We start from the raw sequence: 13,158 nt of genomic DNA, 5'->3' as shown, positions 1-13,158 counted from the left end.
CCCTCAGATGAACTTCTCGGTCCTCTCCTTGACCTTAGCTTCCCTCTTGTTCAGAACTGCCTTGAGGGCCTTGAAGACGTCCTGATTCGTGACGTAAGCCCTTCCCTCCCTGATCGCGACGTAGGCCGCCTCGACACATACGTTCTTTATGTCTGCACCACTGAGTCCCTCCGACTCCGCTGCCAGCCCCTTCACGTCAACTTCTCCCTTTACCTTCATTCTGCCTAAGTAGATCGAATATATCTTCTCCCTCCCCGCAGCGTCAGGGAGAGGTACCTCTATCAACCTGTCGAACCTTCCAGGTCGCAGTAGCGCTGGATCTAAAACGTCTATCCTATTGGTAGCAGTGAGTATCCTCACGTTCTCGAGAGGCTTGAAGCCATCGATCTCGGCAAGCAGTTGCATGAGGGTCCTCTGTATTTCCCTCTCTCCACTTGTTCCCACGTCTATTCTCTTGGAAGCTATGGCGTCTATCTCGTCAATGAAAAGAATTGCTGGCGCCCTCTTGCGCGCCAACTCGAACACCTCCCTGACTATCTTAGCCCCCTCTCCCACGAACTTCTGTGCGAACTCAGATGCAATCACGTGAATGAAGGCGGCACCGCTCTCCGTGGCCACCGCCTTGGCCAACATGGTCTTCCCAGTCCCAGGTGGCCCGTAAAGGAGAACTCCCTTCGGAGGATCAACGCCTATCTCCCTAAATAGTTCAGGCCTAGTGAGGGGGAGCTCCACCACCTCCCTAATCTGCCCGATCTGCTCTTCAAGCCCACCGATGTCTGTGTACCTTACGTTTGGCTTCTCCTCAACCTCCATTCCCCTCACCACCGGCTCTTCCCTGGTCGGTAGAACTTCGACTATGGCGGACGCCCTCTGATTCAGGGCCACAGGAGTGCCAGGCTTTAGTTTCCCCACTATCACTTCTCTTAGCGCATTAACGACCAAGTTGGGTCCAGAGGAGCTCCTCACCACCACCCTACCGTCCTCTAACGTGTCAAGGACTGTGGCCTCGATGAGTGGCGGACTGAGGAGCTTGTCCATCTCGGACTTGTAGTAGTTGAGTTCCTTCCTCAACATCTCCACTTCAGTTTGGAGCGACCTCACCTTCTCCTCCATAACTCTCAGCAACTGTTCCTTTTCCTCGCCTACGTTCTCATTGGGAATATCTACTTCCTCCGACAACCTAGACTCAGCAAACTCTTTATGCAGTTAGGCTAATAACGTTTGGCATCACATATATGCCGTGGTACCATGGGCAACGGCGATGGAGAATACTGTGAGATGTGCGGCTCTGCCATAGTGGGCAAGAGCTACACGGTGGAGATAGAGGGGGGATTACTCACTTTATGCGAGAGGTGTTATAGGAAACAGGGCAGTCCGCCGATCGTGGAGAGGAAGGAAATCAAGGTGGAGAGGAAGGCGAAACCCAGGGTTAATTCGAGACCCAAGAAAGTTAGCCCAGAGGAACTGGAAGTGGTCGAGGATTACAGCAAGATCATTAAAGAGGCCAGGGAGAGGTTAAAGATGGACACCCTGGGGCTGGCTAAGAGACTTAAGGTTTCTGAGAACGTGGTGAAGAGGTTTGAGTCGGGGCGACTCAAACCTACCATAGACCAAGCGAGGCAACTAGAGAAGTTACTTGGGGTGAAGCTGCTCGTGCCGACAGAAGTTGGAGAGGGTGTTGAAGAGGAGGTGGACATGGACATCACGTTGGGAGATGTTGCCAACGTAAGGGAGGGGAGGAAGTGAGGGCGATCCTCTTCTATCAACGGGAAGAGATGGACGAAGGATTAGCCCTGGCAGAAACTGCAGGGTACGAAGTGGTGGAGCACAGACCGACGCCGAGGAGGCCGAATCCCAATTACTACATAAGCGAATCGATGCTCCAGGAAGTGAAGGAAAAGGGCGTGGAAGCCCTGTTAGTTTTCGCTCAGACTAGACCGAGACAACTGATGAACCTCAGTCGAGAGTTGATGGGAATAAAGGTCTTGGACAAGGTGCTCCTTCTCCTCGAGGTCTTCGACCTCCACGCAGGATCGGCCGAGGCCAAGATGCAGATCGAGTTGGCCTCACTGAAGTACAGGCTCCCTATATTGAGGGACTACTTCACTAGGGCCAAAGCAGGAGAACAACAGGGGCCGTTGGGAGCAGGAACCTATGGTGTGGAGGCTGCGATAAAGCTCTACTCTAGAAGGATGGTGAAGCTCAAGAGGAAGTTGGAGGAGATGAGGGAAGCTCAGAGGGCCACCATCCTCAAGAGGAGGGAGATGGGATTACCCCAGGTAGCGATCGTGGGTTACACTAACGCGGGAAAGACCTCCCTCTTCAACAGGCTTACTGGGGGAAGCCAGAAGGTCGACTCCAGTATGTTCACAACCATATCTCCCAAGCGGACTGCTGTAGAGCTAGGGAATAGGAAGGCCCTGCTCATAGACACGGTCGGCTTCATTAGGGGAATACCACCGCAGATCGTTGAGGCGTTCCACGTGACATTGTCAGAGGCGGCCTTAGCAGACGTTGAGTTGTTGGTAGTGGACTCCGCCATGGGCGAAAGGAGAATGATTGAGAGTCTAACCGGCTCTCTCTCCGTGTTCCGAGATATAGGGATATCTGGGAAGCCCCTGATCGTAGCGTTAAACAAGGCGGACAAGTTGAACCCCCCTGAAGCTAGGAGGTTAAGGGAGGTAGCGCTGAAGGAAACTAAGAGGATATACTCGCCTGTGGTGGACGTGGTTCCAGTCTCAGCAGCTAACGGTACCAACTTGGGTGTCCTAATTGATACCCTGTCAAAGATCGTAAGTGGTTGAGTTGAACCCCGAAGTGTACGTGCTGAGGTTGGGCCACAGGCCCAACAGGGACAAACGAGTTACCACTCACGTGGCACTCGTAGCTAGGGCTCTAGGTGCCTCAGGGTTCATTATGGAGGGAAATGATGAGTCGGTATTTAAGTCGGTGGAGAAGGTGAAGGAACTCTGGGGAAGGAGGGACTTCGTGGTTCAGAGCGTCAAGAACGGAAGGAAGTTCGTGGAGGATTGGAGGAGGAACGGAGGAAGAGCGATACACTTGACCATGTATGGGGAGGGATTGAACTCGAAGGTGGGTGAATTGAGGTCCCAGTCTCCCCTTCTCCTTATAGTGGGGGCAGAGAAGGTAGAGGGCTGGTACTTCAGGAACGTGGACTACAACGTGGCGATAGGGCATCAACCCCACTCTGAAGTCGCAAGCGTGGCAATCTTCTTGGATAGGATATATATGGGAGAGGAACTAGATATACAGTATAGCGATGCCAAATTGAGGATACTTCCGCAGAGGGCGGGTAAGAGGGTGGTGAGGGTTGGAAGCTGAGGAATTGTTGAAGGAGCTAGCGGTCACCATGTTAGGAGACGAAGTACTGCCAGTGTTAGAGATCTTGTTGAAGGGGAAGTCCGAGCTAACTGACGACGAGATAGCTAGGATGCTTAACGTGAAGGTGAACAACGTCAGAAGGACGCTCTATATGCTTGCGGACCACGGGTTAGTGAGGTACAAGAGAACTAGAGATAGGGAAACTGGATGGTATCTCTACTACTGGAGGGCCAACACGGATCAGGTAAACGAGATACTACTGAACAGAAAGAGGGAGATGGTGCAGAAACTGAAAATGAGACTGGAGTTCGAGACCAACAACACCTTCTACATCTGTCCCGAGGACGGGAGCAGGTATATCTTCGACGAGGCCTTTGAGAACGAGTTCAAGTGTCCCAGGTGTGGGACCTCCCTCGTTTATTACGAGGTGGAGAGGGTAAGGGAAGTTATAGAGAGGAAGATAAGGCAACTCGAGGAGGAAATAAACGTCGAGACCAAGTCCAACTTTGGTTGATCTCTTCTCGGGAGGAGGCGGGTTCTCCAGGGGATTCGCAGAGGTGGGACTTAGTCCAGCCTTAGGTGTGGAGCTTAATCACGCTGCTGCGAGGACTTACAGCCTTAACTTCCCCGAAGCGCAGGTGTTGGAAGAAGATATTAGAGAAGTCGACGGGTCCCTGATCTCTAAACTGGTAGGTGAGGTGGACATCCTCATCGGTAGTCCACCCTGTGAGCCATTCACGGCCGCCAACCCTACTAGAAGGAAGAACCCTATAGAAAGGCTCTACAGTGACGAGAGAGGCCTACTGACGCTGGAGTTTGTCAGACTAGTGGGGGAGCTCAACCCGAGAGTCTTCGTGATGGAGAACGTACCTGCTCTGGTGGAATCGGTGGAGCTTCGCGAGGCACTCAGGGCGGAGTTCGCTAGGGTAGGATACGAAATCCACTTCAACGTACTCAGTGCCCTAGAACTTGGAAACCCTTCTAAGAGAGTGAGGATCTTCATCTCTAACGCGAGGCTAGACCCTCCAAAGGTGACCCTTCACCCTAGTGTGTGGGAGAGTATAGGAGACTTAGATGGTAAGGAAGGGAAGGTGCCAAATCACGAGGTGAGGGAGGTAACAGAGGCGAAGTTGAGGAAGATCTCGAGACTAGGGTACGGAGGTTACCTCACTATGTTCGAGGGGAGCGCAAGGAAGATACCTCTCTACCTCAGGTTGGACCCATCTAAGCCAGCTCCCACTGTGTTGGGAAACTCCAGGTTCATTCACCCTTTCCGGGACAGGTGGCTCACAGTGAGGGAGCAGGCTAGACTCATGGGATACCCTGACGATCACGTCTTTCTGGGCTCGCTCGACGAACAGTTCAACCAGGTTGGGGAGTCGGTCCCAGTGCCCGTGGCACGGGCTGTCGCCAAGGAAGTATCTAAATTATTCTGACTCTCGGGTCCTCCTTCACGGTGTTAAGCACTATGCTCGTGAACGTCCTCTCAACTCGTGGGTTCTTGAGGAGTTGTTTGAGGAAGGTGTCCAGTTCCTCGGTGTCCCTGAACTTCGCTATTAATATGACGTCGTAGTCCCCCACCACGTCGTAGACGGAGACGACGTTAGGGGAGTTGGCGACTTCCTTCTCGAACTCCACGATGTGTTTACCGTCGACCTTAACCATTATTATGCTAGTCAGAGTGTAGCCCAGCTTGGTGTAGTCCAAGAGCGCCACGAAACCCCTCACTACCCCTTCCTGAATGAGCCTGTTCATCCTGTTGTGGAGGGTGGCTGGGGAGACGTTCATCTCTTCCGCCAACCGCCTGAGACTAGTCCTAGCGTCCCTCAACAACTCTATCATTAACTTCTTATCCACGTCGTCTAGTTCGACTCTCTTCTTCGACGACACGAACAACTAACCGCGGATCCGTTAAAAATTTTTCAGAGCGGTTCCACATCACTATGAGTAATACTCAGGAGATCAAGCCCAAAAGAGTGAGTCCGCCCAAGATCAGTTGCACCCCGAAAGCCGCAATGATTATCGCGGTGAACCTGCCTGCCGCGATGGTTCCAGTCTTTCCCAACACCTTAACCAGAAGTGGAGCAGAGAGGAGAGTGAGGTAGGTCAGTAGCGCTGCGACCATGCTCCCCACTATGAGGAGAAGTATGGAGTGACCAACAGACAAAGTAACTAGTGCGGTGAGGGTTCCAGGTCCAACTATGAGCGGAGTTGCTATCGGAGTCACTATGGCCTCCTCTATGTTCCTGGAAAGGAACCTGAGTTGACCGAAGCCCCCCATGGTATCTATCCCCAAGTAAACCAAGATTATACCTCCTCCTATCTCCAGGGCAGCTGGACTTAGTCCTAGGAAATCTAAGATGGCCCTACCCAGGATCGAGAAAATGAGGAGGATCACAATTATCACGATACTTATCTTGTTGACAAGGTAGTTCCAGCTCACCTTCTCCTGCGAACTCTCTTGGTAAGTGGTGTATATCCCCAGTATGTACGGTATGACAGAGAAGGGGTCCATGATAGCGAATAGCTTCACGGCAACTACCAAGGCCTGCCCTATGTCCAATCCCATCGACGGGTTCCTAGGAGGTTTGGAATATAAGGACCGTTTTCACCCTGAAGGCTGGGAGTCGTCTTCCTCCGGCTCAGTGTCCGTGTGTCTGAGGTTCCCTGAAGCTTCGGTGAGTATGTACTTGCCCACACCCAATCGTAGGTAGTGTTTTATCACGGTGGAGATCTTCCCGGCCGCCCTTATGGGTATGCACTCTGTGCTCACTTCATCCCCATCGAGGAGAACCCCCACCACGCGAGCGTACTTCTTCTTCTCGTCACAGTACTCAACGTTAACTGACTTCAATTTGCCTAGAAAGACCAATCCCTCTAGGTCCCTTCCCTTCATTTCTATCCTCTTGGGCATGATTCACCTGACTCCTGCACCAACGAGCTCGGTGGCATTAATCCCTTTCTTATCCAAGAACTTACCGAAGCCCTCCCTTATCTGGGTCAACACTCTTGGTCCTCTGTCTATTATAGCTGTTCCTACACCCACTAACTTAGCCCCAGCTAACATGAGCTCCGCCGCGTCTTCCCAACTGTAAACTCCCCCTACCCCTATCACGTCGGCCTGATACTCCTTGAAAACTTGGGCGACTATCCTCACGGCCAAGTGGTGTATGCATTTGCCTGACACTCCACCAGTAGTGTAGGTTAAGATCGGCCGTCGTTCGTAAACATCTATTGCCATTCCCTTGACTGTGTTGATTAACGTGAGCCCCTTGGCCCCAGCTTCAAGGGCTCTCCCCGCTAGGTCTATTACGTTATCCCAAGGACCGAGCTTAACTAGAACAGGGTTCTGGGTCGCCCCTACAACTTCCCTGACGATCTCCCTGACCATTGGTGCCACGGACTCCCCCAGTCCCCTCCTGTTAGGACTACTCAAGTTCAACTCCACCAGATGTCCCTTGGGCACTAGGGACGCCAGCTGTCCGAACTCCTCGGGAGAGGAGCCTGCGATGCTATATATAACTCGGCACGGAACGTTAATTTCCCTGAGGCCATCCCTTCCAGGGTTAGACAGTCCTATGGCGTTGATGTAGCATCCATCTCCCAGCTTGAACACTGTGGGGGGAGGATGTGGGTCTAGGGGATTCAAGGTGAAGCTCTTGGTAGTCACACCAGCAGGACCATAAAGGTGGCAGAACTGCCTAATCAACTCCGGATGGTTAGGAACGATGCCAGAGGCGATAACGAAGGGGTCCCTGAACGAAACTCCTGCGAGCTCAGGCAATAGCGTTCACCCCTCTCACGGGATAAACTTCTCCACCGTCGAAGGCCACCTTACCTTGGACGAACGTCATAGTTACTCTAGCATTCAAGGGATAGCCATCCAATGGGGTGTGAGAGGCCTTGGTGTAGGCAGTGGAGTAGCGCCAATATTCTCGCCTAACAACCGTGAAGTTGGCCGCGAAGCCCTCAGCGATCTCACCCATCTTCAACCCCAGTATGGTAGCGGGGCCCTTAGATAGCAGTTGGACCGCCCTATCCACGCTCAGGACCCCCCTAAATACGAGGGAGTAAATGAAAGGAGTGGTGAAGGAAATTGCGGCTATCCCAGGAGGACAAATGTCGTAGTGCCACCTCTTCTCCTCCGGCAAATGAGGTGCGTGATCACTGACAACGGCCTCTGCCACCCAGAGCGAGTCCCAGAGGGCTCGTCTTGTTGTCTCGTCTCTCAAGGGAGGATTGACCTTGTCCCAACAGTCCGACTCGTGGAGTAATAGGTGGTGAGGAGTCAGGTCTGCAGTGAATCCAGAGCCGTGAGCTAGTTCCACTGTCTCCTTAGAGGTGCAGTGGGTGACGTGAAATCTGCCCCTTACCAACCTCAGGGACGCCAGCTCTTGCCAGAGAGCCCTGAGGGTCCTCTGTCCCTGGAGCGAGTTAGGAACCTCTGGATGTAGAATCTTGAGTTTCGAGGAAGAGAGCACGTCCTCTAACTCTGGCCTCTCTAAGTCCTCTGGGAAGACCTTATAACCAGCGATGGGCATCGCATCTAGCTTCTTCGTTTCGCTCCCGACGCCGGCGTAGACCACGAAGTCGATCCTACTTCTCTCCATCTCCCTCAACTTCTCAAGGACCGCCTCCGCTGTGTTGAGGTAGGGATGAGTGTTAGGCATGTCACCAACTAGCGTCACCCCTCCGTACGCGGCCTCGCTGGTCGCACTCGAAACGTCCTCCTTGTAGCTCAACCCGAGACCCCTCACGTGAACGTGAAGGTCCACTGAGCCCGGCATCAGGAGTTCGTCGCTTCTCAGTGTGAGGTCGGGAACGCAGTGAGAGCGCACCTTCCTAATGACCCTATCGAACTCGATGCACGCCTCCACCAAACCCCTACCCTCAAGGTAGCATTTCCCTGAGACTCTCAACACTCTCCACCTTCAAGAAGGGTCCTGAGGTGCAGGCCAGTCTCCCACCAACCACACATGTACCGCACACTCCCAACATGCAGTTCATATTCGCCCACCTGACGTAAACATAGGCAGGAAAGGGAACCTCCATTCGCATTAGCTTATCTGGCGGCACGGATACAAGCACGCCCTCAGGTCTATCGACCTCGTCTACGAACTCAGTATCGCAGTCCTCACATACCAACCGCGCCTTGCCCCCACCTCGTACTACTTCCCTGAGGGGGTAAAGCAGATCGTAGAGATGAACAGATGTAGAGAACGCTAGTACTTCCCTCATAGCAGGAAGTCTCGTCCCCAGCGGACCTTTGAGCAGGACTGCCTCCCTTCCCTTCATCCACTGAGACAGCCTCTTGGACGAGACGTATAGTTCCATTCGCCCCATCCAGTAGTCTCCTACGGCGAGGGGGAATTCCCATTGTCCGGGGTTAACCAAGGAGACGAAGTTGCCTGGTTCCGGCCGGAATGGGTACCTCACGGTTATTCGAGTCACTTTTCCTGCTTCCTTAACTTCGAGCACCTCCGCGCGAACTACTGACGTCTCAATCACCCGAGAGCTGTTTCACCACGTCTTCCCCACTTAATCTGGACTCGCAGTAACTGCAGGAAATGAGTAGAGGAGATTCCCTCCTGACCGAGAACTCAGACACCGCCTCTGGATCGTTGTTGCTGACGCAGGAAGTATTAGGACACTTGAGTAATCCCCGAACTATCTTAGGGACAGAGATTTTCCTCTTCTCCACCACTTCGAAGTTCCTTACTATGTTTATTGTTACGGTGGGAGCGACCAATGCGATGAGGTCAACTTCCTCGCCCTTCAACTCCTTCCCTTCCACCTTTATGATGTCCTTTTTGCCCATCTTCTTGCTCTCGACGTTAGATACGACCGCCAGCCTATAGCCCTCGTCCCCCTTTATTCCCATTAACCTCAGGAGGAGGAGGGCCTTCCCCCGAGGAATGTGGTCTATTACCGTCCCCTCCCTTATCTTCCTCACAATGAGCTCTCCTTCCATTTCATTCACCCAAGATCCCTAGAAGTAGGGCCATCCTAACCTCGACGCCGTAAGACGCCTGCTGGAAGTAGTAGGCCCTTCTATCCTTATCCACTTTCCTGTCTATTTCGCTCACGCGAGGTAGTGGATGCATGATCACGGAGCTCCACTTCATAGCTTCTACCATCTTGAGATCTACCCTGTAACTGTTCCTAACCTTCGCGTACTCGAGCTCGTCAGGGAAACGTTCCCGTTGGATTCTCGTAACGTAAAGTACATCTAGATCACTCAAGATCTCCCACACATCAGACACCTCCTCCCAGTTGAGCCTAAGCCCATCCAGTATCTCTTGCCTTGTCCTGAGCTGTGGAGGTGAAACGAGGCACACCTTCCTAGGAGAGAACTTGTCCAAGGCCCTGAGCAAGCTATTAACAGTCCTGGAATACTTTAGGTCGCCGAGTAGCCCATAGGTGAGACCATCGATGGACCCAAACTTCCTCCAGACAGAGTAGAGGTCTACAATAGATTGAGTGGGGTGTTCATGTTTCCCGTCACCAGCGTTTACGACAGGTACCTTAGATATAGCGGACGCGAACTTAGCGGCCCCGTCGAGTTTATGTCTCATCACTATTAGGTCGGCGTAAGAGCTTAGCATCCTGATAGTGTCTCCTAAGTTCTCCCCCTTCGCAACTGACGTCGAAGTCTCTGATTGGAAACCTATAACTGAAGCTCCACATCTCTCCGCCGCAGTCTCGAAACTTAGGTAAGTCCTTGTGCTGGGCTCGAAGAAGGCAAGCGCTACTATCTTGCCGCTCAGGGCCTGTGAACGTCTCACATTCGAGGCCGCTTGGAAAAGGCCCTCGTACTCGGCCCTGCTTAACTCGGAGGCCGATATCAAACTCCTTCCTTTCACTAGCCCTCCTCAAGCTCGCTTAACTACGTATTAAATCCTTTTATTGGTTTGACGGCCGAACACCCTCCATGGGTTTAGCACAGGTGCTCCTGGACAGGAAGATGTTGCTGATAGGGAACTTCGTTCTGACCTCTGGGAAAATGAGCCCTTACTACTTGGACTTGAGGAGGTTTCCGAGCTACCCAGAGTTCGAGAAATTCGTTGACGCGGCAGTTAAGAGGGCACAGACACTCAAGGTCGACGTTATAGTTGGAGTAGCCACAGGAGGACTTCCGCTAGCCAGCTTCATGGCCTGCAGAACAGGAACGCCTCTAGCATACGTGAGATTGGAGAAGAAAGGCCACGGAACTGACAGGGTGTTGGAGGGAGACGTTTCAGGCCGGGATGCATTAATAGTGGACGATGTAGCAACTACTGGTTCCTCATTGGAGAGGGCAATAGTTGAAGTGGCGAAGGAGGGAGGTAAACCTAGGGCTGCCCTAGTCCTCGTGGATAGACAAGAGGGAGCCAGGAAGAGGCTGGAAAACTACGGCGTCTCTCTCCTGGCTGTAGCAACCATATCTGACCTTCTCAACGAACTTATAAACAGCGGGGCCCTCACGGCACAGGAGGAGGCGGCCATAAAGGACTACTTGGTGAGTAACGTTGAGGCCTAATTACGCCGTTGCGCTAGATGTTCCCCTCAGCCCAGAAGTCGTTGAGGAACTAAGGGGTGAGGCGTGGGGAGTTAAGATCGGTATACCCTTACTTTTGAGAGTTGGAGTAGCAAATACAAGGGAACTGGTCAGAGGCTGGGAGAACGTGATATGTGACTTGAAACTGGCGGACGTGGAATCGACGATGGTGTCCACAGTGGAGGCATTGGGAGGCCTCTGCGGTGGAGTGATAGCACACGCATTGGTAGGGCGAGATGGCGCCCTAGATGGGCTCAAACGATCTCTGGAGGAGAACAAAGTGTCCCTCTACCTCCTCGTATCCATGTCTCATAAGGGGTGGGACGACTCAACCTTGGAGGCGGCCTTAAAGGTGGCCGAGGCCGTAGACCCTGAGGGCTTAGTGGGGCCAGCCACCAGACCTTGGGTGTTGAGGAGAGTGAGGGAGGCCTTCCCCCACAAGCTCATACTCTCCCCCGGAGTGGGTGCGCAAGGAGCGTCCCCAGGGGATGGGTTATGTGCGGGGGCGGACGTAGAGATCGTCGGAAGGACAATCTATACCTCCCCCGATCCAGTGGAGGCCCTAAGGAAAATTAAGACGTACGCCCAGGAGAAGCTGATGAGTTGTGAAGGAACAGCGCCTTGAGGACAACGAGTACAGTAGGAGAGTTGCCAAGCTACTTTCAGAGTACAAGTTAGCTGAGGACGTCCACGAGCTGACTGGAGAACCACCAGGATTCGACGGTGAGAGACTAGTGGTCAAGAAATGGCCTGAGGAGTTAGGGGAGTTTCCCGTAGAGCTAGCGAGAGAGGGAGATGGAGGTAGACCTTACTGGGAGATACCTAACACAGCGGTCCCTTTATACCTTAAGATGCTCTGGACGGGTGGTCTAAACTATGCCCAGAAGACCAGAGACACGAGCGTAGAGTTCATCAACATTCTATTAGAGGATGGGACCTATCTCATATTAGAAGGAGAAGAAAGCCAAGTGTCAGTACCCTATCCTAGAGGTTTAGCGGTGACTCACACCCACCCGAACATCTGCCTGTTCTCATCCACCGACCTCAGGACGGCGGACAGGGCCTTCATAATGGGCTACTTAATAGATGCTGTTATGACAGACCGCTGTGTCACCGTCGTTTACAGGGTAGGCCCGTATACTGAGGAGGACAGAACAGAGCTCCTACGAAGGGCAAAGACGGTGGATTCGGCGAATACTCTAGAGGAGCTTATGACAATAGAGTCCATAAACGTTGGTAACCTCAGGACCTTAACGGCTCGTCCTTAGCCAACATGTCCACGGTTGACTCAGCAATATCTATTGAGTATCTATATACCCGGCGGAGAGACTCCATGGCCAGCACTAGGGCCGTGGCGGACTTGACGTCAGGAACGGAAACTGCTTCCTGCGTCACTTCCCTGAAAGTCGAGGCCATAGTCCCCATTGACGAGAGAATCGCATGTGAGGCGGTTCGGTCCTTCTTGGAAAAGGCTTGTGTAGAATCTCTGTACACCGAGATGACCGCGTCAGCCACTTTAACGACTTTCTCGAGCGTCTGTCCCCCCTTGACGGCGTCCTGGGCTAGGTTGGCTAGCCTAGTGGCGTGATCTGCCACCCTCTCTATGGACCTAGCGACGGCGTATATGTTTATCACGTGCCACATGGAGAATCCATCCTCCTCTAGTATCTCCTGGTTAAGGCTACTCATGGAAAGCTGTCTAGCAACGTAAAAGTAGAACCTGTCCACTTCGTCGTCCCTGGCAGAGACTTCCCCAGCCAGGTCGACGTCTCCAGTGGAGAGAGCCCTCACTGCATCCTTAAGCATGTGATAGCTTATTGTAGAAGTTCTAGCTATGGTCTTAGAAACGCTTAGCTCACTCACTCCCACTAGGAACTGGACCGAGAACTTTTCCGCATCCTCCTCTATGACCTCAGCCCCAAGGAGCCTCCTCCTGACCTGGTCCTTCACGTAGGACCTATCGTCGTTCCTCATGTTTGGACATACAAGAGTTATGAGGGAGTGCCCCGCTATGTAGTAAGAGACGAAGTCCCTAACCACTATATCTCTATTTCCGTTACCACATTTGATAGTAATTCTATTGGCGGAGGACCTGTACCTAGTCTTGGGCACTATGAGTAACTTCATGTCTGGTCTCCTGATCACTGCTACCTCGTCCCCTGCCTTCAGCTGGACAGCTTTAACCCAATCCTTGGGAAGAGAAACAATGAAAGTGGAACCCCCTGTAACCTGAACCCTCCTGACGCTGTCCCTCTCCACATTTCATAGTAGTGCTGAAG

At 52.8% G+C, this 13,158-nt stretch carries 18 protein-coding genes; 8 read left to right on the top strand and 10 right to left on the bottom strand.

Annotated elements, in window-relative coordinates:
* Positions 1-3: 3 nt before the first annotated feature.
* Positions 4-1,179, bottom strand: coding sequence for a proteasome-activating nucleotidase (locus HS1genome_RS01910; protein WP_126449275.1), 1,176 nt, complete (start codon positions 1,177-1,179; stop codon positions 4-6).
* Between the two features lie 69 nt (positions 1,180-1,248).
* Between HS1genome_RS01910 and HS1genome_RS01905 the strand changes: the two genes are divergently transcribed.
* The 5 genes from HS1genome_RS01905 to HS1genome_RS01885 all read left to right on the top strand — a co-directional run bounded on the left by HS1genome_RS01905 (position 1,249) and on the right by HS1genome_RS01885 (position 4,778).
* Positions 1,249-1,746, top strand: coding sequence for a multiprotein bridging factor aMBF1 (locus HS1genome_RS01905; protein ID WP_126449274.1), 498 nt, complete (start codon positions 1,249-1,251; stop codon positions 1,744-1,746).
* A gap of 29 nt (positions 1,747-1,775) precedes the next feature.
* Entirely contained in the window at positions 1,776-2,804 is a 1,029-nt protein-coding gene (locus HS1genome_RS01900) for a GTPase (RefSeq protein WP_126451267.1), read from the top strand.
* 112 nt (positions 2,805-2,916) lie between these two features.
* Positions 2,917-3,342 (top strand): RNA methyltransferase, encoded by a 426-nt coding sequence (locus HS1genome_RS01895; RefSeq protein WP_179950438.1) that lies wholly within the window; start codon positions 2,917-2,919, stop codon positions 3,340-3,342.
* Between the two features lie 7 nt (positions 3,343-3,349).
* A complete protein-coding gene (tfe, locus tag HS1genome_RS01890; protein ID WP_170166197.1) occupies positions 3,350-3,856 on the top strand; it encodes a transcription factor E in 507 nt (168 codons plus the stop codon).
* A complete protein-coding gene (locus HS1genome_RS01885) occupies positions 3,849-4,778 on the top strand; it encodes a DNA cytosine methyltransferase (protein ID WP_126449273.1) in 930 nt (309 codons plus the stop codon). The genes tfe and HS1genome_RS01885 overlap by 8 nt, the downstream gene beginning before the upstream one ends.
* Here the strand turns inward: HS1genome_RS01885 and HS1genome_RS01880 are convergent.
* The 8 genes from HS1genome_RS01880 to pyrB all read right to left on the bottom strand — a co-directional run bounded on the left by HS1genome_RS01880 (position 4,765) and on the right by pyrB (position 10,205).
* Positions 4,765-5,232, bottom strand: a complete 468-nt coding sequence (locus HS1genome_RS01880; protein ID WP_373286766.1) for an Lrp/AsnC family transcriptional regulator — start codon at positions 5,230-5,232, stop codon at positions 4,765-4,767. The two genes, HS1genome_RS01885 and HS1genome_RS01880, sit on opposite strands and share 14 nt — an antisense overlap.
* 64 nt (positions 5,233-5,296) lie before the next feature.
* The gene (locus HS1genome_RS01875; protein ID WP_126449271.1) at positions 5,297-5,911 is read right to left on the bottom strand and encodes a MarC family protein; all 615 of its coding nucleotides are present in this window, start codon (positions 5,909-5,911) and stop codon (positions 5,297-5,299) included.
* 39 nt (positions 5,912-5,950) lie between these two features.
* Positions 5,951-6,256, bottom strand: a complete 306-nt coding sequence (locus tag HS1genome_RS01870) for a hypothetical protein (RefSeq protein WP_126449270.1) — start codon at positions 6,254-6,256, stop codon at positions 5,951-5,953.
* A 3-nt stretch (positions 6,257-6,259) separates the two neighbouring features.
* Complete coding sequence (gene pyrD, locus HS1genome_RS01865; RefSeq protein WP_126449269.1) at positions 6,260-7,126, bottom strand: dihydroorotate dehydrogenase PyrD; 867 nt, start codon at positions 7,124-7,126, stop codon at positions 6,260-6,262.
* Positions 7,119-8,261 carry a dihydroorotase gene (gene pyrC, locus HS1genome_RS01860; RefSeq protein ID WP_126449268.1) on the bottom strand — a complete coding sequence of 381 codons (1,143 nt, stop codon included), beginning with the start codon at positions 8,259-8,261 and terminating at the stop codon, positions 7,119-7,121. Before pyrC ends, pyrD begins: the two co-directional genes overlap by 8 nt.
* Entirely contained in the window at positions 8,233-8,850 is a 618-nt protein-coding gene (locus HS1genome_RS01855) for a ferredoxin reductase domain-containing protein (RefSeq protein WP_126449267.1), read from the bottom strand. Before HS1genome_RS01855 ends, pyrC begins: the two co-directional genes overlap by 29 nt.
* The gene (gene pyrI, locus HS1genome_RS01850) at positions 8,843-9,313 is read right to left on the bottom strand and encodes an aspartate carbamoyltransferase regulatory subunit (RefSeq protein WP_126449266.1); all 471 of its coding nucleotides are present in this window, start codon (positions 9,311-9,313) and stop codon (positions 8,843-8,845) included. The genes HS1genome_RS01855 and pyrI overlap by 8 nt, the downstream gene beginning before the upstream one ends.
* 1 nt (position 9,314) lies before the next feature.
* Positions 9,315-10,205: an aspartate carbamoyltransferase gene (pyrB, locus tag HS1genome_RS01845; RefSeq protein WP_126449265.1), complete on the bottom strand. Its 891-nt coding sequence runs from the start codon at positions 10,203-10,205 to the stop codon at positions 9,315-9,317.
* A 68-nt stretch (positions 10,206-10,273) separates the two neighbouring features.
* Here pyrB and pyrE point away from each other — a divergent pair, with 68 nt between their 5' ends.
* From pyrE to HS1genome_RS12420, 3 genes are read left to right on the top strand one after another with little or no spacing between them, the layout of a single operon-like run.
* Positions 10,274-10,861, top strand: a complete 588-nt coding sequence (gene pyrE, locus HS1genome_RS01840; protein ID WP_126449264.1) for an orotate phosphoribosyltransferase — start codon at positions 10,274-10,276, stop codon at positions 10,859-10,861.
* Positions 10,851-11,504, top strand: coding sequence for an orotidine-5'-phosphate decarboxylase (gene pyrF, locus HS1genome_RS01835; RefSeq protein ID WP_126449263.1), 654 nt, complete (start codon positions 10,851-10,853; stop codon positions 11,502-11,504). Before pyrE ends, pyrF begins: the two co-directional genes overlap by 11 nt.
* Positions 11,485-12,147, top strand: coding sequence for a hypothetical protein (locus HS1genome_RS12420; RefSeq protein ID WP_229768133.1), 663 nt, complete (start codon positions 11,485-11,487; stop codon positions 12,145-12,147). The genes pyrF and HS1genome_RS12420 overlap by 20 nt, the downstream gene beginning before the upstream one ends.
* Here HS1genome_RS12420 and HS1genome_RS01825 read toward each other — a convergent pair.
* Complete coding sequence (locus HS1genome_RS01825; protein WP_126449262.1) at positions 12,122-13,138, bottom strand: phosphate signaling complex PhoU family protein; 1,017 nt, start codon at positions 13,136-13,138, stop codon at positions 12,122-12,124. The two genes, HS1genome_RS12420 and HS1genome_RS01825, sit on opposite strands and share 26 nt — an antisense overlap.
* Positions 13,139-13,158 lie beyond the last annotated feature (20 nt).

Origin of the sequence: Sulfodiicoccus acidiphilus (assembly GCF_003967175.1) — an archaeon.
GTDB lineage: Archaea > Thermoproteota > Thermoprotei_A > Sulfolobales > Sulfolobaceae > Sulfodiicoccus > Sulfodiicoccus acidiphilus.
Note: the sequence above shows the minus strand (reverse complement) of the source record. Positions and strands in the feature narration are given on the sequence as shown.

What these genes read in the sequence shown, in the direction of transcription:
- HS1genome_RS01905 (WP_126449274.1), top strand. Translation starts at nt 1,249, where the DNA reads ATGGGCAACGGCGATGGAGAATACTGTGAGATGTGCGGCTCTGCCATA.
- HS1genome_RS01900 (WP_126451267.1), top strand. Translation starts at nt 1,776, where the DNA reads ATGGACGAAGGATTAGCCCTGGCAGAAACTGCAGGGTACGAAGTGGTG.
- HS1genome_RS01895 (WP_179950438.1), top strand. Translation starts at nt 2,917, where the DNA reads ATGGAGGGAAATGATGAGTCGGTATTTAAGTCGGTGGAGAAGGTGAAG.
- HS1genome_RS01875 (WP_126449271.1), bottom strand. Translation starts at nt 5,911, where the DNA reads ATGGGATTGGACATAGGGCAGGCCTTGGTAGTTGCCGTGAAGCTATTC.
- HS1genome_RS01870 (WP_126449270.1), bottom strand. Translation starts at nt 6,256, where the DNA reads ATGCCCAAGAGGATAGAAATGAAGGGAAGGGACCTAGAGGGATTGGTC.
- pyrI (WP_126449266.1), bottom strand. Translation starts at nt 9,313, where the DNA reads ATGGAAGGAGAGCTCATTGTGAGGAAGATAAGGGAGGGGACGGTAATA.
- pyrE (WP_126449264.1), top strand. Translation starts at nt 10,274, where the DNA reads ATGGGTTTAGCACAGGTGCTCCTGGACAGGAAGATGTTGCTGATAGGG.